The 23,865-nt window shown below is 74.8% G+C and carries 2 protein-coding genes; both read left to right on the top strand.

Annotated elements, in window-relative coordinates; all coding sequences use genetic code 11:
- Window positions 1-69 precede the first annotated feature (69 nt).
- Window positions 70-22,614, top strand: coding sequence for an SDR family NAD(P)-dependent oxidoreductase (locus ACFPZI_RS01955; RefSeq protein ID WP_381357236.1), 22,545 nt, complete (start codon window positions 70-72; stop codon window positions 22,612-22,614).
- Window positions 22,611-23,861, top strand: coding sequence for a hydroxymethylglutaryl-CoA synthase family protein (locus tag ACFPZI_RS01950; RefSeq protein WP_381357233.1), 1,251 nt, complete (start codon window positions 22,611-22,613; stop codon window positions 23,859-23,861). The genes ACFPZI_RS01955 and ACFPZI_RS01950 overlap by 4 nt, the downstream gene beginning before the upstream one ends.
- Window positions 23,862-23,865: the final 4 nt, after the last annotated feature.

The following is a 23,865-nucleotide window of genomic DNA, read 5'->3' as shown; positions in this document are numbered from 1 at the left end:
GGCACCGGCGCCGTCGCCCATGATGCTGGGCCCGTCCGGGCCCTGCCGGACCGCCCACGGGAGGTAGTCATGCTCAGTCCGGGTTCCCGCGTCGAAGCAGAGGTCGCTCTGGAGCCGACCGACTTCGTCGTCCACGAGCACCGGCTCCGCGACGTGTGCCTGCTGCCGGGCAGCGCGCTCTTCGACGTGATCTGGCGGATGCTGGAAGCCCGTGATCTCGACCCGGCGCGGGCGGTACTGACCCAGGTGCTGTTCAGCGAACCCGTCACCACCGCTCCGGGCATCGGCCGCGAACTGCGCGTGGTGTTCGAGGCGGACGACACCGGCCGGGTCGGGGTGCGGGCCACCAGCCGCCCGGCCGGCGCGCTCACACCGGACGCACCGTGGGTGGAGAACCTCCGCGCGCGGCTCGACTGGACCGACCGGGCGCTGTCCACGCTGGCCGCCGACGTCCGGGACGCCGCCGGTACCACCGGTGACATGACGCAGGTGTACGGCAGGGCGCGCGCCCAGCAGGTCCACCACGGGCCGCGCATGGCGTGCGCCGGCACCGTCCGGCGCGGCCCGGGCGGCCTGCTCGCGGAGATCGACCTCGCCGACGGCACCGGCGCCGACGACGGGGACTTCTACCTGCACCCGGCCCGCCTGGACGCGGCCACGTTGCTGGGTTTCTGCCAGACGCCGCCGGAGGACGACCCGTTCGTGCCGATGTTCGTCAGCAGGTTCCGCGCGGTCCGGCCCCTGCGCGGTCCCGCCGTGGTCCACGTGCCCGAGGCGGAACGGCTCACCGATTCCGGAGAGTTGCTCAGCAACGACGTCCGTATCTACGGCTCGGACGGCCGGCCGATCGCCGAGATCGTGGGCTTCGCGTCCAAGCGGCTGCGCCCCGGCGCGGTGGTGTCGGCCCCCGAAGCGGCCGGGACGGCGGATCCGGAGCGCACGCCGACCCCCGCCGTTTCGCGGACGGCGGCTCCGAAGGACGGAGAACAGCGGGCGACGCCGGTGGGCGGAGCCATGGCCGGCCGCGTACGAGCGGTGGTCGCCGGGCACCTCGGCCGGCCCGCCGCGGATGTGCCCACCGGCGTCGGTTTCTACGAACTCGGCCTCAACTCGGTCGACGTGCTACGGGTCTCGGAGCAGTTGGAGGAACTGGTCGGCGCGACCCTCTACCCCACCCTGCTCTTCGAGCACACGACGGTGGACGCCGTCGCCGCCTTCCTCGTCTCCGAGTACGGGGAGACCACCTCGGGCGACGACACGTCTCCACAAGGGGAGGACGCCTCCGTCGAGGCGGCCCCGGAGAAGGATGACGCCCGGACGCCCGGTGAGCTCGTCGCCTTCGAGCCGGTCTGGACCCCGGCGCCCGCCCCCGTGCCGGGGCGGGACCGCGGCGATCTCGTCGTGTTCGGCGCGGCATGGGCCCAAGCGCTGCGGGATGCCTGCCCGGACCGGCGGGTCGTCACGGTGGTGCAGGACGGGCCGGTGCCCGACGGCGGCTACCTCGTGGACCAGCGGGACCGGGGGGCCCTGACCGGCCTGTTGCACCGGATGACCTCCGACGGGATCGAACCATCGGTGTTCATCGACGCCACCTGGCCCGCGCCCGCGCCGTACCCCCGCCTGTGGGCGCTCGCCTCCGCCCTCGTGGACAGCCGCAGACCCGGCCCGCACCGGCTGCTGGTGGTGCACGGGCCGGACGCCGACGCCGGGTACCAGGCGCTCGGCGCGTTGCTGCGGACGCTCGGCACGGAGGTGCCGGCCCTGCGCTGCCGCGTGGTAGCCCTGCCGAGCGGCACGCCCGACGTGGCGGCCGTGCTCACCGAGGCCGACGACCTCACGGCCGACGTCGAGGTGCACCACGCCGGGGGCCGGCGGCTGGTGCGCCGCCACCGGCCCGTGCCGCTTCCGCTGCCGGAGGGGGCCCCGGTGCGCGGGGGTGGTTCGTACCTCGTCGCGGGAGCCGGCGGGATCGGTCTGCACGTCGCGGACTGGCTGGCCCGCGAGTACGGGGCCGAGCTCACCCTCGCGGCGCGTCGGCCGGAGCCGCCCGAGACCACCAGGCTCCTCGCGGAGTGGCGGGCACTGGGCGTGACGGCACGTTATGTACGGGCCGACCTCTCCTCGGCGGCCGACGTGGCACGGCTGACGGAGGCCGCCCGGCGCACGCAGGGGCGCCTCGACGGGGTGTTCCACTGCGCGGGCACGGTCGACGACGCCGTGTTCTTCCGCAAACGGCCGGAGCGTGCCGCCGCCGTGCTCGCCGCCAAGATCGACGCGGTCACCCTCCTCGACGAGGCGACCTCGGCCGACGACCTCGGCCTGTTCGTGGTGTTCTCCTCGCTCGCCGCCACCCTGCCCAGCCCCGGGCAGTGCGACTACGCTTTCGCCAACGCCGCCCTCGGTGCGATGATGCGGCGCCGCACGGGGCCCGGCCGCAGTCTGGCCGTGGAGTGGCCGTACTGGGCCGACGGCGGAATGACCGCGCCCGCCGAGGCCCTGCGCCACGACCGCCAGACGCACGGCCTGGCGCCGCTGCCCACTACGGCCGGACTCCGCGCCCTCGCCGGGGCGTTGGCCACCGGAGCGCCCCACCTGCTGATCGGCTACGGCGAACCGGACCGGATCGCGGTCGCGCTCGGTACCGCTCCCATGCTCGAATCCGACTCCGCTCCCATGCTCGAATCCGACTCCGTCCCCACGGCCGCATCCGTCGCGGCCTCCGCGCTCACGACCTCATCCGGCGCCGAACCCGCCGCCCCTGCCCCCGCCCCCTCCGCGCCTCCCACCGACGTACCGGGCGCGGACGGCGGCGCCATCGCAGTGATCGGCGTCGCAGGCCGCTACCCGCAGGCCGTCGACGTGGCGGAGTTCTGGAGCAACCTCCGAGCCGGGCAGGACTGCGTGACCGAGGTGCCGGCCGGCCGGTGGCCGCACGAGCAGATCTTCGACCCCCGGCCGAACACCCCGGGACGCACGTACGGCAAGTGGGGCGGGTTCCTCGACGGCATCGACCGCTTCGACCGCGCCTTCTTCGGCATCTCCCGCCGCGAGGCCGAGCGGATGGACCCGCAGGAACGGCTGTTCCTGACCACCGCCTGGCAGACGGTCGAGGACGCCGGATACCGGCCCGACCAGCTCGCCGACCGCCGGGTCGGGGTGTTCGTCGGAGTGATGTCGTCCCACTTCCAACTGGTCGACGACGCGCCGGACGAGCCGCTGCCCCTGGCTCTGCACTCGTCCGTGGCCAACCGGGTGTCCTACCGGATGGACCTGCGCGGCCCCAGCATGGCCGTCGACACCGCCTGCTCGTCATCGCTGACGGCGATCCACCTCGCCGTGCAGGCCATCCGCTCGGGCGAGTGCACCTGGGCCCTGGCGGGCGGGGTGAACGTCATGCCGCACCCGGAGAAGTACCTGCAGCTCGCCGCCGGGCAGTGGCTCTCGCGCGACGGACGATGCCGCAGTTTCGGCCGGGGCGGCACGGGTTACGTGCCCGGCGAGGGTGTGGGCGCACTGCTGCTCAAGCCGCTCGCCGCAGCGCGGGCCGACGGCGACCACGTGTACGGCGTGATCCGCGGCTCCCGCCTCAACCACGGTGGCCGGGCCAGCGGGTTCACCGTGCCCAGTCCGGGCGCGCAGACCGACGTCGTGACCGGCGCCCTGGCCGCAGCCGGGGTCGACCCGGCCACCGTCACCTACGTCGAGGCGCACGGCACCGGCACCTCGCTCGGTGACCCGATCGAGGTCCAGGGACTGCGCGACGCGTACGCAGGTGTCGACACCACCTGCGCACTCGGTTCGGTCAAGTCGGTCATCGGCCACCTGGAGAGCGCCGCCGGGGTGGCCGCCGTGACCAAGGTGCTGCTCCAGTTGCGGCACCGCACACTCGCCCCCACGCTGCACTGCGACGACGTGAACCCGGCGCTGCGCATCGACGACGGCCCGTTCCGGCTCCAGCGCTCCGCGGCACCATGGGAGCCGGGACCGGCCGGCGTCCGGCGGGCGGGTGTCAGTTCGTTCGGCGCGGGAGGCTCCAACGCCCACCTCGTCCTGGAGGAGGCGCCGCCGCTCCCCGCAGCCCCCGCACCCACCGGACCGGCCGTACTCGTGCTGTCCGCCGAGGACGAGGGACAACTCGCCCGGGTGGCGGGGGACCTGCTCGCGGTTCTGGAACAGGACGACGACGCGGTCAGCCGGGCAGTCGCCGGCCTGCTCGGCGTACGGCCCGACGACGTGCCGACCACCGTGCCGCTGCGCGACCTGGGTCTGGAAGTGGTGGACCTCGACCTGCTCGCGGCATCGGCCGGGCTGCGCGCCGACGAGCTGGCCCGGCGCACTCTCGGCGAACTGGCCCCGGGCGGGGGAGCGGAACGGCTGCACGACCTCGCGTACACCTCCCAGGTCGGCCGGACCCCGCGGGCCCGACGGCTGGCCGTGGTCTGCCCGGACAGCTCCGCCGCCCGCCGGGCGCTGCGGGCCCACCTCGCCGGTGAGGCCCCGCCGCCGGGCGCCTACTGGGGGCGGGAGCCGGGGGCCGTCGCGGACCCGGCCGGTCTCGACGACGCCGTGCGGGAGCGGCAGTGGGAGCGGCTCGCCGAAGCCTGGGCGGCCGGGGCCGATGTCCCCTGGCACCGCTGCCATCCGGCGGGCCGGCGCCGGGTGCCGTTGCCGCCGTATCCGTTCCGGGGCGAACGCTGCTGGCCGGGTCTGTGGCGCGCGGAGAACACCGGGGGAGCGGACACGGCTGCCGCCGAGGGCACTTCGGCGGCCGGAGAGGCACCGGCCGCCCCGCACACCACGGCCGCGCCGGGCCCCGGTCTCCGGACGGACGCCACTGCCGGAAGACACCCGGGTGCGCGGCCCGCCTGCGAGACGCGCCTCCTGCCGGAAGGAATCCTCCTGGTCACCCTCGGCCGCAGCACCTTCACGGACGAACTGCTGGACGGGTTCCGGGAGGCTCTCCTGCGGGCCACGGCCGACGAGGCGGTGTCCTGCGTGGTGATCACCGGGAGCGGCGAGGTGTTCAGCATGGGCGCCACGCCGGAGGCGATGGCCCGACTGGCCGCCAAGCAGGGGACATTCGCCGACGTGTCCTTCCTGCACCAGCTCGTCCTCGCGTGCGACAAGCCGGTAGTCAGCGCCCTCCAGGGCCACGCCAGCGGCGGCGGTCTGGTGTTCGGGCTGTACGCCGACGTGGTCGTCATGGCGCGGGAGGCGAGTTACGGCGTCCCGTTCCTCACCTACGGCTTCACCCCCGGCGCCGGCGCCACCTACTTCGTGGAACGCAAGCTCGGTTCGGCGGTCGCCGAGCAGTTGTTCTACACCGGACGCACCCTGACCGGTGCGGAACTGCGCGAGCGCGGCGCCCCGGTGGACATCCGCCCGCGTGCCGACGTCCTGTCCACCGCCCTGGGACACGCCCAGTCCATCGTGCGGCAGTCCCGCACGGCCGCCGCCGAACTCAAGCGGGAACTGGCCGGCCGCACGCTCGCCGTCCTGTCCGACGTGATCGAACGGGAGTTGCGCATGCACGAGCGGGTGCTGGGCGGCGAGGCGGTCGAACGGGTCCACAGCCGCCTGGGGCGCGAATCGGCGCAGCCGGCCCCGGTCGGTCCGGGTGCCGCGGCGCCTGCTCCGGCTGCGGCGCCTGCTCCGGCCGCCCCGCCGCAGTCGCCCCTCTCCTCGGTGCCGTCCGTACCGCTCGCACCGCAGGCTCCGTCCGCGCAGCCGGTACCGGCTTTTGGGCCGACCGGCGCCGAACTGCGCCACGTCGTCGTGGAGGTGGTGGCCGCTCAGCTCTACCTGGCGCCGCACGAGGTCGACCTGCGGCAGACGTTCTCCGACATGGGGCTGGACTCGATCGGCGCCGTCGAGGTCACCAACACCCTCGCCTCCCGGCTCGGCGTCCACCTGGAGTCGGTTCTGGTCTACGAGCGGCCCACGGTCCCCGAACTGGCCGATGCCGTGGCCGAGGCCGTACGCCAGAAGCAGCAGGTGGCCGACGCCGCCGTCGCCCCACGCGCCGCGGTGCCGGAACCGGCCGGGCCCGCCGTGGCCGCGGTGCCGACGCCCCAGCCCGCCGCACCGGCACCCGCGACGGACGTACCGGTCCGGTCACCGGCCGGCGCAGCAGCGTCCGTCCCGGCGCCCGTACCGCTCGTGACACCTGCGCCGGTCCCGGCATCCGTGTCGGCGGCCGGGGGCGCGCCCCCGCCGGAGCCCGGGGCCGCGGCGCCGCTCGTGCTGCGCGGAGTCGGCGTACGCGCCCGGGGCCGGGCGGCCCCAGCGGCACCCGCCGCCGCACCGGGCCCGGCCGGCACCCCCGCCGCCCTCACCAGGCCCGCGGAGACCGTGGCGCCGGGCCCCTCCTCGCCACCGCACGACGCCCACGCCATCGCGGTGATCGGGATGTCCGGCCAGTTCCCGCACGCGCCCACCCTGGACGCCTTCTGGGCAGCTCTGGCCGATCGCAGGCAGCACATCGAGGAGGTGCCGGCCGACCGCTGGGACACCGGTGTGCACTACGACCCGTCGGGCCGCCCCGGCACCACGACCAGCAAGTGGGCGGCGTCGCTGGCCGCCATCGACCAGTTCGACGCGCCGTTCTTCCGCATGTCCCCGCTGGAGGCGGAGGACATGGACCCCGAACAGCGTCTCTTCCTCACCGAGTCGTGGCGCGCCCTGGAGGACGCCGGCTACGCGGTCGGCCCCGACACAGCCCTGTCCTGCGGTGTCTTCGTGGGCTGCACCCAGAGCGACTACCGGCACGTCCGCCGCGCCGCCGGACGGCACGACACGGCGCACAGCTTCCTCGGCGGCGCCCCCTCGGTGCTGGCCGCCCGAGTCTCGTACTTCCTCAACCTGACCGGCCCCACCGCCGCGGTGGACAGCGCCTGTTCGTCGTCGCTGCTCGCGGTGCACCTGGCCTGCCAGAGCATCCTGAGCGGCGACTGCGAGATGGCCGTCGCGGGCGGGGTCGCGCTGATGCTGGGCCCCGACATCCATGTGCAGACCAGCGCCGCGGGCATCCTGTCGCCGACCGGCCGGAGCGCGCCCTTCGACGCCTCCGCCGACGGCATCGTGCTCGGTGAGGGGGTCGGCGCCGTGGTCCTGAAGCCACTGGCCCGCGCGCTCGCCGACGGCGACCACGTCCACGGCGTCATCCGGGCCGGCGGTGCCAACGGCGACGGCCGCAGCAACGGCATCGCAGCGCCCAGCGGACGCGCTCAGGCCGACCTGCTCACCCGGGTCTGGCAGCGCGCAGGCATCACGCCCGAGGAGATCGGCCTGATCGAGGCGCACGGCACCGGTACCCCGCTGGGCGACCCGATCGAGGTGAAGGCGCTGGCCGAGGCGTTCGTCCGGACCGGAGCGACAACGGCGTCCTGCGCGCTCGGTTCGGTCAAGGGCAACTTCGGCCACACCACGATGGCGGCCGGCATCGCCAGCCTCCTCAAGGTGCTGCTGGCGCTGCGCCACAAGCAGCTGCCGCCGACCGCCGGGTTCGCCTCGCCCAACCCCCGACTCGACCTCGACGACAGCCCGTTCCATGTGGTCACCGAGGTGCGGGACTGGCCGGCGGGCCCGAGTGGGCAGCGCGTCGCGGCGGTCAGCAGTTTCGGTGTGAGCGGTACGAACTGCCACCTGGTCGTCGCCGAGGGCCCCGCCCGGCCGCGGAACCCTGAACCGCGCAGCTTCGTCGTCCCCGTGTCGGCCCGCACTCCCAGGGAACTCGGGGTGCAGCTCGGCGCCCTCGCCGACGCCGCGACGACGGCGCCCGGCCTCGCCGACGTCGCCTACACCCTCTGCGTCGGACGCCGCCACCACCAGGCGCGTGCCGTGTTCGTCGCGCACAGCCTCGACGACCTCGCCTCCCAGCTGCGGGCGGCGGCGGACGGCGCCCCGCCGTACCTCGCCGCGGCGACCCCGGAGCAGCGTCGCCTCGCCGACGAGTACCGCGCCGGCGGCAGCCCCGCGTTCGGGACGCAATTTCTCGGGACCGACGCCCGGCGCACCCCGCTGCCGGCGCATCCGCTGCGCGGCACCCGGCACTGGCCCCAGCCGCCGGCCGCTCCCGCGACCGCTCCGGGCCCCGGGCTCACCTGGTGGGTGGCCCCGGACGCCTGGCAGGTCGCCGACCACCGGGTCGGCGAAACGCCGGTGCTGCCCGGTACCGGTGCACTGGCTCTCGCCGCGGTCTCGGCGGGGGACAACGGGCCGCTGGAGCTGTCCGGGGTGAGGTGGCTCCGGCCACTGCACGCCGGTACGGCGCGGGAGGTACGGGTCGAGAGGGACGGTTCCCGCTTCAGCCTGCGGTGCGCGGGGACGGACTTCGCCACGGGCACGGTGCGGCCCGCCACGGCGCAGGCCGCACCGCTCCCGGTCGACGACATCGCCCGGCGCTGCACCGGACACCGGTCGGGCAGGGACCTCTACACCCGCTTCGCCGCCGCCGGACTCCACTACGGCCCGGCCTTCCAAGTGGTCGACGAGGTGTGGGTGGGCGACGGCGAGGCGCTCGGCCGCCTCACCGTCGCCGAGCGGCCGGCATGGAGCACCGTCGTCGACGTGGCCGCACTGGACGGCGCCATTCAGGTCGCCTCCGTGCTGGCCGGAGAGGGTGAACTGCTGCTGCCGTTCGCGGCCGCCAGGGTGGTGGTGCGCCCGGCCGAGGGGGCACCTTCCTGGGCGCACGTCAGCAGAACCCCGGAGGGCATCACGGTCCGGCTCGCCGGAGCCGACGGCAGGGAACACGCCCGCATCGAGGGCCTGGTCGCCCGCGAGGCGCGCACGGAGCACCCGCGCGGCGCCGGCCCGTACGACGGAGAGGCGGCCCCGGGCCGTACCCCGGGTGCGAACCCGGACGCGTCGTCGTCCCGCACGGCTGGTGCCGGAGCGGAGGACGGCGGGCCCGCGGTCTCGGTGCTCGTGCCCACCTGGATCCGGGTGGGCGACGGCGAACCCGCTCCTGTCGGCGTCGGCCGCGCCCTGGTGCTGCACACCCCGGGGGCGGAACCGCTGGCCCGCGACCTCGCCGCACAGTGCGGCGGCGAGCTGCTGCCGCTGGCCGCCGGCCCGGACCGGCTGGCCCGTACGGACCTGGACTCCGTTCACGTGGTGGCGACCGGCGGCAGCTCGGCCGACCTCGACGAAGACCCCACCCTTGCGCAGGTTTTCGACTGTGTGCGGGTGCTGGCGCGGGGGCCGGCGGCCCGCCGGGCCCTGAGCCTGACGGCCGTCCTGGACGGGGTGCTGCCCGCCGCCGGGCGACCCGTCACGGCTCCGGCGCGGGCGGGCGTACTCGGTGTACTGCGCGCCGCCGGCGCCGAACACCCCAGCTGGCACGTGCGCGGTCTCGACCTCGGCGACGCGGGAGCGGACGCGTTGTTGGGGGCACCAGCCGGTCACCCGGTGCTGGCCCGGCGCGACGGCCACTGGCTCGCCCAGGTCTTCCGGCCCCTGACGGCCGCGCCCACCACGGCTCAGCTCCCTCCGTCCGGGACCGGGACCGAGGGCGGTTCCGGCGGTCCCGCTTCACCCTGGCGCGACCGGGGCGTCCATCTGATCGCGGGCGGCGCGGGCGGCATCGGATTCGCCCTGAGCATGCACCTCGCCCGGCACACCTCCGCCGACCTGGTCTGGCTCGGACGCCGTCCGGCCGACGCCGAGGTGACCGCACGACTGGCGGAGGTCGAGGCGGCCGGCGGACGGGCCCGGTACGTGCGGGGCGACGTCGCGGAACCCCGCGACGTACGGGCCGCACTCGCCGTGGCCCACGCCGAGTTCGGCCCGGTCACCTGCGCGGTGCACGCCGCCCTCGAACTGCGGGACCGGACACTGGCGTTCGCCGACGCGGACGACCTGAGGGCGGCGCTGCGGCCCAAGGCCCGGGGCGTACGGGTGCTCCACGACGTGCTGCGCGGCGAACCCCTGGACCACTTCGTCCTCTTCTCCTCGGCCGCCTCCGCGATCGACTCGCCCGGCCAGGCCGCGTACGCGGCCGCCAGCTCCGTCGAGGACGCCATGGGGCAGGCGCTGCACACTTCGGGCCCGGTCCCGGTGACCGTTGTCAACTGGGGCTACTGGGGCAGTGTCGGCGTGGTCGCCGCGCCGGAACGTGCCCGGGCCATGGCGGCGTCCGGCGTGGGTTCGATCGAACCCGCCGACGGATTCGCCGCGCTGAGGCGGATCCTCGCCGCCCGCGTACCGCAGGCCCTCGTCGCCCGGGCCACCCCGCAAGCACTGAGCAGACTCGGAGTGACCGTGCGCGAACCGGACGACGGCAGCCTCGAATCCCTGGCGGGCGCCCTGCTGGCCGCCGAACTCACCGCCGCCGGAGCCCTGCCCGCACCCGGTGCACAGTGCTCCGCCGCGACGCTGGCGGAACGGCTCGGTGTCGTACCCGCCCACCGCAGGCTCTTCGACGCCCTGCTCCCCATACTCGAACGTGCCGGGGCGGTGCGCCGCGAGGGCACGGACCTCATCGGTCTCATCGGCGCGGGAGCGGTCGGACCGGCGCTCGCCGGCTCCGGGCCTTGCGGTGCGGAGGAGCAGCTGCTGCGGCGGTGCGTGGCCGCGCTGCCCGAGGTGCTGGCGGGGCGGCGCAACCCTCTGGAGGTGCTGTTCCCCGGCGGTTCGACGGACCTCCTCGCACGGTTCTACGGCGGCGGCGCGGCCGAACGCGCCGCCAACCGGGAACTCGCCGCCCGGGTGCGCCGCCAGGTCGACGCCTGCGGGCCGGGTGCCCGGGTGCTGGAGATCGGTGCGGGCACCGGCGCCACCACCCGTGACGTGCTGGCCGCGCTGACCGGCGCCGCACCGGTCGAGTACGTCTTCACCGACCTGTCGGCCTCGTTCCTGCGGCAGGGTGAAGAGGCTCTGCGGGCGCGGACACCGGCCGCGGTCACCCTGCGGTACGCCCGGTTCGACGCCGAACAGGACCCCGTCGCCCAGGGCTTCGGCGCCGACCACGACGCGGTGGTCGTCGCGGGAGTGCTGCATGCCACCTCGGACGTCACCGCCGCGTTGCGGCATGCGGCCGGGCTGCTGCGGCCGGGTGGCCTCCTCGTGGTGCACGAGACCACCGGGCGCTCCGACTTCCTGACGCTCACGTTCGGACTGGCCGAAGGCTGGTGGCGCTACGAGGACCCCGAGCTGCGCCGGCCCCACTCGCCGTTGCTCACCCCCGAGACCTGGCGCGCCGTGGCGGGGAAGGCCGGACTCACCGATGTCGAGGTCACCGCGGAAACCGCCGGGGGAACGGCGGGCCCCTGCCTGCTCACGGCCCGCAGAGCACCGGCCGGTGTGACACCGGACCAGGCACCCCCGGCGCGGGCCCGTACGTCCCCGGCCCCGGTCCCGGCCGTCGTGACGCCGGCGGCGGCCCGCCAGTACGTGCGCGCGGTGTTCGCGGAAGTGCTCCGGCACGACCCGGAGAACCTCGGCGACCACGCGGCCTTCGACGAGTTCGGCATCGACTCACTGGTCAGTCTCACCCTGATCGCCCGGTTCGAGGACGACCTCGGCTCACTGCCGTCGACACTGCTGTTCGAGCACCTGACCATCGCCGATCTCGCCGACCACCTGCGTGCCGCACGGCCGGCGGAGCTGGGGGCGGCCACCGGCCCCGCGGCGGTTCCCGTGGCACGCCCCGGTGCCGCGGCGGTTCCCGTGGCCCGCAGCGGATCGGGGGCGGCCCCAGCGGCTCGCAGTGGATACCAGACGGGATCCGAGGCCCTTACCGGATCCGGCACAGCCCCAAAGCCGCGTACCGAACGGGAGGTGGTCCACGAGGCCCCAACCGCACCAACGGACTTTCGCACAGCGGGGACCGCACGCGCCGCGCACGACAGGGCCGTGCACGGCTCGCCCGCGCAGGACACGGCCGCGCATGCCGAGGTCACCGGCCGGCCGGCGGAACCGGGAGGCCCGGCCCCGGCCGTGCGGCCCGAGGACATCGCGATCGTCGGCGTCAGCGGCCGGTACCCCGGCGCGCCGGACCTGGACGCCTTCTGGCGGCTGCTGTCGTCCGGCGCTCACGCCGTCACGGAGGTGCCGGAGGACCGGTTCGACTGGCGGGAGCACTACGACCCCCGGCCCGGCACACCGAACCGGCTCTACACCGCCCGGGGCGGCTTCATCGACGGCGTCGACCGGTTCGACCCCGGCTTCTTCGGCATCCTGGCCCGCGACGCGGTGAAAATCGATCCGCAGGAACGGTTGTTCCTGGAGACCTGCTGGGACCTGCTGGAACAGACCGGCAACCTCGGCGGTCGCGCGAACGGGCGCACCGGGGTCTTCGCCGGTGCGATGTACGGCACCTACGGGCAGCTCGGTGCGACCGCGTGGCCGCAGGGCGAGATGACCGGCGCGCACTCGTCGTACTGGTCGATCGCCAACCGGGTGTCGTACCTCCTCGACCTGTCCGGGCCCAGCTTCGCGGTGGACTCCGCATGCTCGTCCTCGCTCACGGCGCTGCACCTGGCCTGCGAGAGCCTGCGGCGCGGCGAGTGCGACACGGCGATCGCGGGCGGCGTCAACGTGATCATCCACCCCGCGCACTTTGTCTCGCTGTGCTCGCTGACGATGCTGTCGCCGCACGGGGCGTGCCGGGTCTTCGACGCCGAAGCGGACGGATTCGTACCGGGCGAGGGTGTCGGAGCCGTGCTGCTGAAACCGCTGAGCCGTGCGATCGCCGACGGCGACGACATATGGGCGGTGGTCAAGGGCAGCGCGGTCAACGCGGGTGGCCGCACCTCCGGTTACACCGTGCCGAACCCGAACGCCCAGGCGGCGGTCATCGAGCAGGCCCTCGACCGGGCCGGCGTCGACCCCGCCACGGTCGACTACGTCGAGGCGCACGGCACCGGAACCGCCTTGGGCGACCCGATCGAGATGGCCGGTCTGCGCAGGGTGTTCGACCGGGTCGCTGAGGGCGCGCCCGACGGTCACGGGGCCCCTGCCGGTGCCGGGGGCCGGCCGCTGGCCGTGGGCTCGGTGAAGGCCAACGTCGGTCACCTGGAGGCGGCCGCGGGCATCGCCGGGCTCACGAAGGTGCTGCTCCAGCTCCGGCACGGCGCCATCGCTCCCTGTGCCCACCTGCGCGAGGTGAACCCCCGCATCGATCTCGGCGACCGGCTGGAGCTGCCGAGGGGACTGCGGCGCTGGGAGGGGGGCCCGTCACCACGACGGGCCGGTGTCAGCTCGTTCGGCGCCGGTGGCGCCAACGCCCACGTGGTGATCGAGGAATACCTGTCCCCGCGTCCGGACCCGGTGGTCCCGCCGTCCGGAGACCAGCTGTTCGTGCTGTCGGCGCGCTCTCCCGAGCTGCTGGCCGAGTACGCCGGTGACGTTGCCGCCGCCCTCGCAGGGCCGCTGCCGACGGGGGCCGCACTGCCCGGCCTCGCCCACACCAGCCAAGTGGGACGGCCCGCCCTCCGCGAACGGGTAGCGGTGCTCTGCGGCAGCGTGCCCGAGCTGGTCACCCGGCTGACCGCGGTCGCCCGCGGTGAGAGCGCGCCCGGTGTGTGGCGCGGCAGCGCGGCCCCCGGCCGCGAAACGACTGCCACCCCCGCCACCGCTTCGGGCAACACGCCCGACGGCACGGCTGCCGAGCGGTGGTCCGACGCGGCCCGCCGCTGGACCGGGGGTGAGCGGGTCGACTGGGCCGCCCTGTGGCCCGTACCGCCGCGTGTGGCCGCCTTCCCGGGCCTCCCGCAGCAACGCCGGCGGATCTGGTGGGAGCCGGCCACGCCGCCGCCCGCCGCTCCCGGGCCGGAGTCCCCGCCCCAGGCTGCTCCGAGCCCCGCGGCGGCTTCCGTCCCCGTGACCGTCCCCGTGTCCCTGAGCGTTCTGGGGGAGGCGGTCGGCGGCCACCACGTCGGAGGCCGCCGCATCCTGCCGGGTGCCGCCGTTCCCCAGCTCGTCCACGCGGCTCTGCCCGGCCTGTCCGGCGCCGTCCGCTTCGGCGACCTGACGTGGCAGCGGCCCCTGGACCTCGACCGCACGACCGAGGTACGGGTCGTCGCCGCCGCCCACCGGCCCGGCGAGCCGGTCCCGTTCACACTGACCGGCCCCGACGGGGTGGCGTACGCGACGGGCATGGTCGAGCCCCTGACCGGCCCCGCACTGCCGCCCGCCGCCGCGCCCGCCCCCGACCAGGTCGGCCCGTCCGTGGCACCCGCCGTGGTCTACGCCCGCCTCAGCGCGGGCGGGGTGCGGCACGACGGCGGCCTCCAAGTGCTCCAAGCCCTGTGGGCCGGGCCGGGGGAGTGCCTGGCCGATGTGGCGGCGTCGCCCGCGCCGGGCCTGCGCCTGGACCCCGCCGTGCTCGACGGCGCGCTCCAGGCGCTGGCCGTGCTCGACGACACCAACGGCTACCTGCCCACCTCGTGCGCCGAACTGGCCAGCGTCCGTCCGCTCCCGGCCCGCTGCCGGGTGCATGCCCGCGACGTGACCCCCGACGGCGCCACCGGTTTCCGCATCGTCGACCTGGACGTCTACGACGGCGCCGAACGGGCCCTCGCCCTGCGGGGGCTGAGGCTCACCGCGGTTCGCAGCGAGGCACCCCGTGCCGCCGTCGTCCCCCCGGCCGGGCCCACGCCCGCAGCGGTGCGGAGCGACGCTCCCGAGCCGCACGACGGCGGCCAGGCGGCCTCGGACGGTGCGACCGCCCCCGAGTCCGCACCCGTCGGCATCGAGATCCGCCACCGGCGGCCCCGCTGGCGGCCCGCCGGGCCGCCGGAGCCGGGCCGCCCGGTGCGCCGGGTGCTGCTGCACTGCCCGGAGCCCGCACTGCGCTCCGGCCTGGCCGCCGAACTGGACCGGCGCGGCATCGCCTGGTACGCCGACGCAGGCGCCGACCCCGGCGTTGTGGACGCGGTCCTCCAGGTCTGCCCCGCCTCAGCACCCGACCTCGGGACACAACTGCGGGAGGGCTTCGACACCACGCTGAAGCTGGCGACGAGCCACCTGGGGGCCACCCGCTCCCGCACCCCGTTGCGGATGCTGGTGGCACATCACCTCGACGAACGGACCGGGCAGGCCCGCCCCGCGTACGCCGCGCTCGGCGCCCTGCTGCGCACACTCTCGCTGGAGCACACGGATTTCTCCGGGGCCCAGGCCCAGGTGGACGGGTCCTCCCCGGAGGTCGCCCGGCTGCTGGTCGAGGAACTGCTGGGCGCCGATGAGAGCGACGTCCGGCACACGGCTACGGAGCGATACGTGCGCGAGTTCGAGGAGCACGAGCCGTCGGCGGCCGGCCCGGTCCTCGCCACCGGTCCGGCACGCACCTACCTGATCACCGGCGGAGCCGGCCGGATCGGCACGACGCTCGCCCGGCACCTGGCCGGGCGTGGCGGCAAGGTCAACCTCGTCCTGTGCGGCCGTCGCGCCGCTGGCGCCACCGTGACGGCGACGGTGCGCGACCTGGCAGCGACGGGTGCCGAGGTGGTCTACCACCAGGCCGACGTCAGCGACCGGCGGCAGGTGGACGCTCTCGTGGCGGCGGTCCGTCAGCGGTTCGGCGCCCTGCACGGCGTCGTGCACGCGGCCGGTGTCACCCGCGACTCGCTCGCGGTGCGCAAGACCCCCCAGGAGGTCGCAGAGGTACTGGCCCCCAAGGTCCGGGGCGTCGTGCACCTGGACGCGGCCACGCGGGACGAACCGCTCGAATTCCTGGCGCTGTTCTCCTCCGTCGCCGCCACCACCGGCAACCTCGGCCAGGCCGACTACACCTTCGCCAACGCCTTCCTCGACGCCTTCGCCGACGAACGGGCCGCCCGGCACCGCGCGGGACAGCGCCCCGGGCGCACGGTCTCGATCGGCTGGCCGCTCTGGGCCGACAGCGGAATGCGGGTCGACGAGGCCAGCCGCATGCTGATGGCGCAGCACACCGGCATGGTGCCGCTGCCCGGCACGGACGCCCTGCGCTCCTTCGACGCCTTCCTCGCGGGAGACGAGACCTGCCCCGGGGTGGTCGCGTACGCAGCGGGCTTCCGGCAGCACACCCCGGTGCGGCCCGTCGCCGCAGCCGTCGAGGAGGTCCGGGCCGCCGAGCGCATCGGAGGCGTCGAGCGGGAACTGCGTTCCATGGCCGCCGGGTTCCTGATGGTGCCGGACAACGACGTGGACACCGGCACCGACCTGATGGAACTGGGCTTCGACTCGATCTCGCTGACCGAGCTCATCACCCAGGTCAACGCCCGCTACGGCCTCGACCTGCTGCCCACCGTGCTGTTCGAGGCCCCCACCCTGGGGGCGCTGGCCGAGCGCCTGGTGCGCGAGCACCCGACGGTCGGGCAGACGGACGTCGCCACGGAGGAGGCGTCCCCCGAAGTGCCCGCGGCGCCCCGCGGGTCCGCCGGCCCTGACACATCGACGGTCCTGCCCGTGCCTCCTCCCCCCTCCGTGCCTCCTCCCTCCTCCGTCCCTCCGGCGTCCTCCGTCCCTCCGGCGTCCTCCGTCCCTCCGGCGTCCGCCGAGCCCCTGCCGACGGCCGACCTGTTGGCGGTGAAGGACGCCGGGGCCGCGCGGGGAGCCGCGGCACGGGCCGGCCGGGAGCCCGACACCAGGTCCGCCATGCCCATCGCCATCGTCGGCATGGCCGGCCGGTTTCCGGGCGCCGACGATCTCGCAGCCCTCTGGCAGGTGGTCTCGGCCGGCCGGGACCAGGTGGGGCCCGTCCCTGCGGACCGTGCCGAACTCCTCGCCGATCCGCAGCTGGCCGGGGTACGCGCCGGATTCCTGGAACGGGTCGCCGAGTTCGACGCGGCAGCCTTCGGCATCTCGCCGCGCGAGGCCGGCTACATGGACCCGCAGCAACGCCACTTCCTGGAGGTGACGTGGCAGGCCCTGTACGACGCCGGCCGACGCCCCGGCGAGCTGGCCGGTTCGGCCACCGGCGTGTTCGTCGGCGTGGCCACGGGCGACTACAACGAGCTGATGACGGCACACGGTGGCGCCCCCGAAGCCCACATGGCCACCGGCGTGGCCCACGCCGTCCTCGCCAACCGTGTCTCTCATCTGCTCGACCTGCACGGCCCCAGCGAGGCGCTGGACACCGCGTGTTCCAGTTCGCTGGTCGCCGTGCACCACGCCGCCCGCGCACTCCAGAACGGCGACTGCCACCTGGCCATCGCCGGTGGCGTCAACCTGACGCTCAGCCCCGCCCTCTTCGCGACCTTCACCCGGGCGGGGATGCTCAGCCCACGCGGCCGGTGCGCCAGTTTCGACGACTCCGCCGACGGATACGTCCGGGGCGAAGGCGTCGGCGCCGTCGTGCTCAAGCCGCTGCACCGCGCACTGGCGGACGGCGACCACGTGCAGGCAGTGATTCTCGGCAGCGCCGTCAACCACTGCGGCCGCTCGCCGTCCCTGACCGCGCCCAACCCCAAGGCCCAGGCCGACGTCGTCGTCGACGCCGTCCGGGCGGCCGGGATCGACCCGCGCACCATCGGCTTCGTCCAGGCGCACGGCACCGGTACCGCGCTCGGCGACCCGATCGAGATCGAGGGCCTCAAGCAGGCGTACGCCCGGCTGTACGAGGACTGGGACCTGCCCGCGCCGGCCGAACCACACGTGGCCGTCGGCTCGGTGAAGGCCAACATCGGTCACCTGGAGGCGGCGGCCGGGATCGCCGGCCTGCTTACCACGGTGCTTGCGATGCGGGGCGGTCTCGTCCCGCCCCATCCGCACCTGCGCGAGCCGAACCGCTACCTGCGCCTGAGCGGCACCCCCCTGACCCTGGCGGACGGAGCCCGGCGCTGGGACCCGGTGACGGACGAGTCCGGACAGCCAGTGCGCCGTGCCGGAGTCAGCTCGTTCGGCTTCGGTGGGTCCAACGCCCACGTGGTGCTCCAGACCGGGGGAGTGGCGAAGCCCCTGCCCCTCCCGGCCGGGGGACCGCTGGTCGTGCCGGTGTCGGCGAGGGACGCGCAGGGCTTGGCCGACTACCGCATGCGGCTGGCCGACTTCCTCGACCGGATGCCGGGCGCCCGCCTCGACCAGGTGGCGTACACCCTGCAGGTCGGCCGGGAAGAACTCCCGCACCGCCTCGCAGTGGTGGCCCGCGACCGCGCCCAACTCGTCGCCGCGCTGCGCGGCGCGAGCCCTGACGGAACGCACCTCGGCATCGTGACCACCCGCCCGCACGGCGCTTCGGCGCACAGCACACCGGAGGAGCTCGCCGCTGCCTGGTGCGACGGTCACGCCGTCGACTGGGCCGGCCGCTGGCCCGTGGTTCCCGGCCGGACACCGCTGCCCGGACCCGGCTTCAACCGTACGAGGCACTGGTTCCCCCGTCCCGCTCAGCCCCTGAAGGGATCGACCGACACCATGACCGAGCCCGACCAGACCTCGGCCGAAGCCGTCGAGACCGCGGACGCGCCTGCGGGGGACCGGAGCGGACCCCTTCGGGCCGCGCCGGCACCCGTCGCGACCAAGTCCGGTTCCGTGCCGTCACCGGCGCGACCTTCGTCTCCCAGGGATCCCGGGGACCCGGACGACTCCGTACCGGCCGCCCCGGTACGCCGCGTGGCCCGGGCACAGGTCCGCCTGACCCCGGTACACCGCACAGAAACGTCGCTGTCCCCGTCCCCGCCGGTCGGCGCGGCCGAGCCGGTCCCCGCGCCCGCACGGGCCGCCGAGGTGACGGCGCAGGGGCTGCGCGAGCGGGTGGCGGCGGCACTGGGTGTGCCCGCCGAGGAGATCGGCGACCACGACTCGCTGACCGCCCTCGGCCTCGACTCGATCATGCGCGTGGAACTGGTCCGCTGGCTGCACGACGAGCACGGCACCTCCGTGCCGGCGAGCGAGCTCTACGAGCACGACACACTCGCCGACCTTGTGCGCCACCTCGACGCCGTCGCCGTCCCGGGCCCTGCCCCGGCCGTCCCGGGCTCCGGACGGGCCGCGCCCAAGGCCGAGCCGGCCACCGTGGAGCCCGCACGGCAGCCCGAGGAAGCGGCCCCGACGCCGCAACCGGTGTCGGCCGGGGCGGCTTCGGAACCGTCCGCCCCCGACACGGAGCCGGACGCCCCCGACCTCGCCGCCGCCGTCCGTCGCGTCGTGGAACGTGCCGTGCACAAGGACCTGGGGCCCGACGGTCGGTTCACGGACGGCGCCCTCACCTCCCTCGACATGCTGCGCGCGGTCCGCGCACTGGAGACGGTGCTCGGCACGCTCCCCAAGACGCTGCTGTTCGACCAGCCCGACTGCGCCGCGCTCGCCGGCCACCTCGCCGGACGCTTCGGCGCACCGGCGGTGGCCCGGCTCGACGAAGCCGCCGCCCCCGCCCCACGGCACGTCGCCGGCCCGGGAGGGAGCACGGGGCTGCTCGTACCGCGCTCCGAACTGGCGGACCACCCCGACCTGTCGCGGCTCGTGCGGGACGTCGAGGAGCGGTACGGGATGGAGACCGGCCTGGCCGGTCTGAGCATCGCCCCTCTGCTGTTCTTCCCGGTCACCCGCGACGGCTATCTGGCGATCGGCCGCCACGACGACTCGGTGCTGGTCTGGCGGTACACCGGCGCTCCGGAGCGGTTCGCGTCGGCGGCCGGTGAGCTGCTGGCGCACTGCCGGGCCAACGGACTGCGGCTCAACCTGCTGTCCACCGAACCGCTCACGGAGCTGGCCGGCAGCCCCATGCTGGCCACCGCGTTCGGGGTCGTGCAGCGACTGGAGAACCTCGACGCGTTCTCGCTCGAGGGCGGCCGCCGGAGCAAACTCCGCTACCTGGTGAACCGGTTCGGCCGCGACGGCGACAACCGCGTCGAGGAGTACGTCAGCGGGTCCGACCCGGTGACCGACGCGGCGATCGCCGATCTGGTCGACCGGTGGTCCGAGGGCAAGCAGATGGTGAACGCGTACGTCGCCGAGGCCCGCGAGCTGATCAGGGCGGGAAAGCTGCCCGCCCGGCACCGGATCTTCCTGACCTACCGCGACGAACAGCTGCTCAGCGCCATCGTGCTGGCCGCACTGCCCGCCGGGAAGGGGTACCTGCTCGACGTGGAGTTCTATCCGCGGAGCATGCCGCTGGGTGGGCTGGAGTACAGCCTGGTCGAGATCGTCGGGCGGCTCGCCGCGGAGGGCGCCGAGGTGCTCAGCTTCGGCGGCAGCTTCGGTGTCGAGGTGACGACCACGCCCAACCCGGCGCAGGACGTGCGTCAGTCGCTCGCCGAACTGCGCTCGGTCGGGATCTTCGACGAGGGCAACTACCGCTTCAAGAAGAAGTTCGGACCAGTCGAGATACCGCTGTACCTCTGCCAGCCGGCCGCCGACCGTACCGATGCCGTCGACCTGATCATGATGATCGCCAACTCGGAGGACAAGGCCGCCACCGACCTCCAGGACGCGACCACCGCGGACAGCGCGAGCTCCCCGGGCACGCAGACCGCCGTGGCGGGTGCCCCCGCCTCGGCCGGTCACGAGACGCCCCTCGGCGCCCCCGTGTCCGTGTCGGACCGCGCCGCGCAGCTGGTCCGGGCCGGGCACAACCCGGTACTGCTCGACCATACGGAGGTGGAGTTCGACCTGCTCACCGACTCCTGGTTCGAGCGCACCGACCCCTTCGTGTCCGATCGGATGGCCGCCCTGGCCGCCCGTGTCGCGGATTCCGGCAAGGCCCCGGTGGCACCCCCCGCCTGGCTGCCGTTGCCGCACCTTTCGTGGGCGTCGTCCGGACGGGCCGCGGAGCTGCGGCTGTGCCGGTCGTGGCCCGGCCGACGGGGAGTCGTGCTGCACAACGACCTGTTCCCCACCTGGAAGTTCGCGCTCGCCGAGGAGGGGTTCACAGCAGTCCGGATCCCTCGCCCGGACGGCGCGGAGGTCACCGGCGACGCCAGACTCGCCGGGCTGCCGGCCCTGCTGGACGAGTACGGCTCGGACGTGTCCTTCGTCTGTCTGGAGCTGAGCACCAATGCCGCCGGCGGCCTTCCCCTGACGCTCGGCGCCCTGAGGGAGACGGCCCGCACCTTGCGTGAGCGCGGCGTGCCGCTGGTGCTGGACGCCACCCGGATGGTGGACAACGCATGGGCCTCCGGAGAGGCGGCCCGCGCCGAGCTCTGGCAGACCGTGCGCGACCAGCTCGACACCGCCGACGCCGCGACGGTGAGCCTGTCGAAGAACTTCGCCGTCGGGCTGGGCGGACTGGTCGCCACCCGCCGCGCCGACCTGGCCGAGCGGATGGCCGAGGACGAGGACGCCTATGGCCGTCAACTCGGCCGCCAGCAGCAGGCCGTGCTCGGCGCCGCGCTCACCGACACACCGGTGATCGGCGAGCTGGTCGACCGCCGGAGCGAACAGGTGCGGACCCTGCACCAGCGGCTGGTCGAGGCCGGAGCGCCGGTGCACGGCGGACCGGGCGGGCACTGCGTCCTGCTCGACCCGCGGCGCGACGACGCGTTTGCCGGCCTCGTCCAGCCCGGGCCCGCCATGCTCGCCTGGATCTACCGTGCCACCGGCGTCCGGGGCGGCCCGCACGTGGGCGACGACCCGGTGGGTCTGCTGCGCCTCACGCTGCCGACGGGCCTGTCCGACGCCGACGCCAAGACGCTCACCGACCGGCTCGCCGTGTGCTTCGCCGACCGCTCCGGGGTGGTGGACCTGCACCCGACCGGGCCGGTGGACTCGCCGATGGCACTGGCACGGGCCCGGTTCGAGCCCGCGGAGCGGATCCCGGACGACGTACGGACAGCGGTCGCCGACGGATACGCACCGGCCGGTGACAACCTGGCGGTGCTCAGCGCGCACGCCCCGGCCGTCCAGCGCCACCTGGTGGAGCTGGAGACCGCGACCGTCGAGGCATTCGTGCACGGTGTCGGCCCCACCCTGCTGCTGATGCACCCGTTCAACATCGGGGCCGGGATGTTCGCCCGCCAGTTCGCCGAACTGGGCACGGACCACCGCCTGGTGGTCCTGCACCACCCCGGTGTGGGGGCGACCCGTACCCGGGGACAGATGTCCCTGGACCACATCGTCGACCTCTGCACCGACACCCTGGAACGGCTCGGCATCGACGGCCCGCTGCACCTGGCCGGAGCGTCCTGGGGCGCCCTGGTCGCCCAGACCTTCGCACTGCGCCACCCGGGCCGCACCGCCTCGCTGACCACCATCGGCGGCTCGTACCGGTACGCCAACCGGGTCGGCGAGGTGAACCGCCTCGAGGTCATCGTGGCCGAGGACATGGCCGCCGTCGCGGCGGCCACCGGCGACGCCGCGCGGCTGCCGGATCTCGCGGCGGAGCTGCTGCGCTGCGAGAGCATGGACCCGTACGTCGGCCTGTCCTACCTGGACCTGTTCGCCGGCGAACCGGATCTGCTGCGCCGCCTGCCGGAGCTCGACCTGCCCGCCGCCGTGATCCAAGGACGGCTCGACTGCGTGGTGCCGCTGGACACCGCCCGCCGACTGGCGGCCGCGATTGCGGGCGCGCGGTACGAGGAGCTGGCCGACGCCGGGCACTTCCCCTGTGTGACCCACCCGGACAAGATCAGCCGACTCCTGCGGGAGGTCGTCGCCGCGTCCGCCGACCGCATGCCCCGCAGCGCTTCCCGCTCCGGCGAGGACTCCGGCACGCCGCGTTCCACCGATGCCCCCCGGCCCACCGAGGAGACCGCATGACCACCGCACCGCGCCCCGTCACGGTGGGCATCGAGGCACTCGACGTCTACGGCGGCAGCGCCTGGATCAGCGCCGACGACCTGGCCGAGGGCAGGGGCCTGGACCGCGGCCGCGTCAAGAACCTGATGCTGACCGGGCGCTCGGTCGCCCTGCCCTTCGAGGACCCGGTCACCCACGCGGTGAACGCCGCCAAGGGCCTGGTCGACGGTCTCGACCCGGCGGTGCGTGACGCCATCGAGGTCGTGCTGGTGGCGACCGAGTCCGGCGTCGACTACAGCAAGTCGATCGCCTCGTACGCGCACCGGTACCTCGGACTGCCCTCGCACTGCCGGCTCCTGGAGGTCAAGCAGGCCTGCTACGCCGCCACCGCGGCCCTGCAACTCGCCTCGGGTTACCTCGCCTCGGGTGCCTCACCGGACGCCCGGGTGCTGCTCATCGCCACCGACGTGGGGCTCGCCGACGAGCGTGCCGAGTACGCCGAACTCGCCACCGGCAGCGGCGCGGTCGCCATGCTGCTCAGCGAGCAGCCCGACATCCTTGAACTGGACCTCGGGGCGTTCGGTCTGCACAGCTTCGAGACGATGGACACCGCCCGGCCCGGCCCCGACATCGAGGTCGCCGACGCCGACCAGTCGCTCGTGGCCTATCTGGAGTGCACAGTCCGCAGTTTCGCCGACTACCGGAGCCGGGTCGCCGACGTGACGCTGGACGGCACGTTCGACCACCTGGTCTTCCACACCCCGTTCGCCGGCATGGTGCGCGCGGCGCACCGCCGCGCGATGCGCGAGTTCACCGAATGCGAACCGGCCGCGATCGCCGCCGACTTCACCCGCAGGGTCGAACCCGGCCTGACCTACCCGGCGCAGGTCGGCAACCTCTTCTCCGGGTCCCTCTACCTGGCGCTGGCGAGCCTGGTGGACCAGCTGCCCGCGATGACGGAACGCGCCCGGGTGGGCCTCTTCTCCTACGGCTCCGGGTGCTCCTCGGAATTCCTCAGCGGCACCGTGGGCGAGGGCTCCGGGCAGGTCGTGGCGGCCCGGAAGATCGGGCCCCGGCTGGCCGCCCGCCGCCGCCTCGGATTCGCCGAGTACACCGACCTGCTGCCGGCGAGCCGGGCATGCCTGCTGCCCCGCCCCGACCTGACCGTCGACGCCGCCACCGAATGGCGCCCCGACTCCCGCGGCGGCCCGCCCCTGCTCGCGCTCCGGAGCGTGAAGAACTACCACCGCCACTACGACTGGATCTGAACCG

It is taken from the genome of Streptomyces chlorus, assembly GCF_042655885.1.
Lineage (GTDB): Bacteria > Actinomycetota > Actinomycetes > Streptomycetales > Streptomycetaceae > Streptomyces > Streptomyces chlorus.
Note: the sequence above shows the minus strand (reverse complement) of the source record. Positions and strands in the feature narration are given on the sequence as shown.

Bases quoted from the DNA above. Each gene is read 5' to 3' on its own strand.
- ACFPZI_RS01955 (WP_381357236.1), top strand. From the start codon at position 70: ATGCTCAGTCCGGGTTCCCGCGTCGAAGCAGAGGTCGCTCTGGAGCCG.
- ACFPZI_RS01950 (WP_381357233.1), top strand. From the start codon at position 22,611: ATGACCACCGCACCGCGCCCCGTCACGGTGGGCATCGAGGCACTCGAC.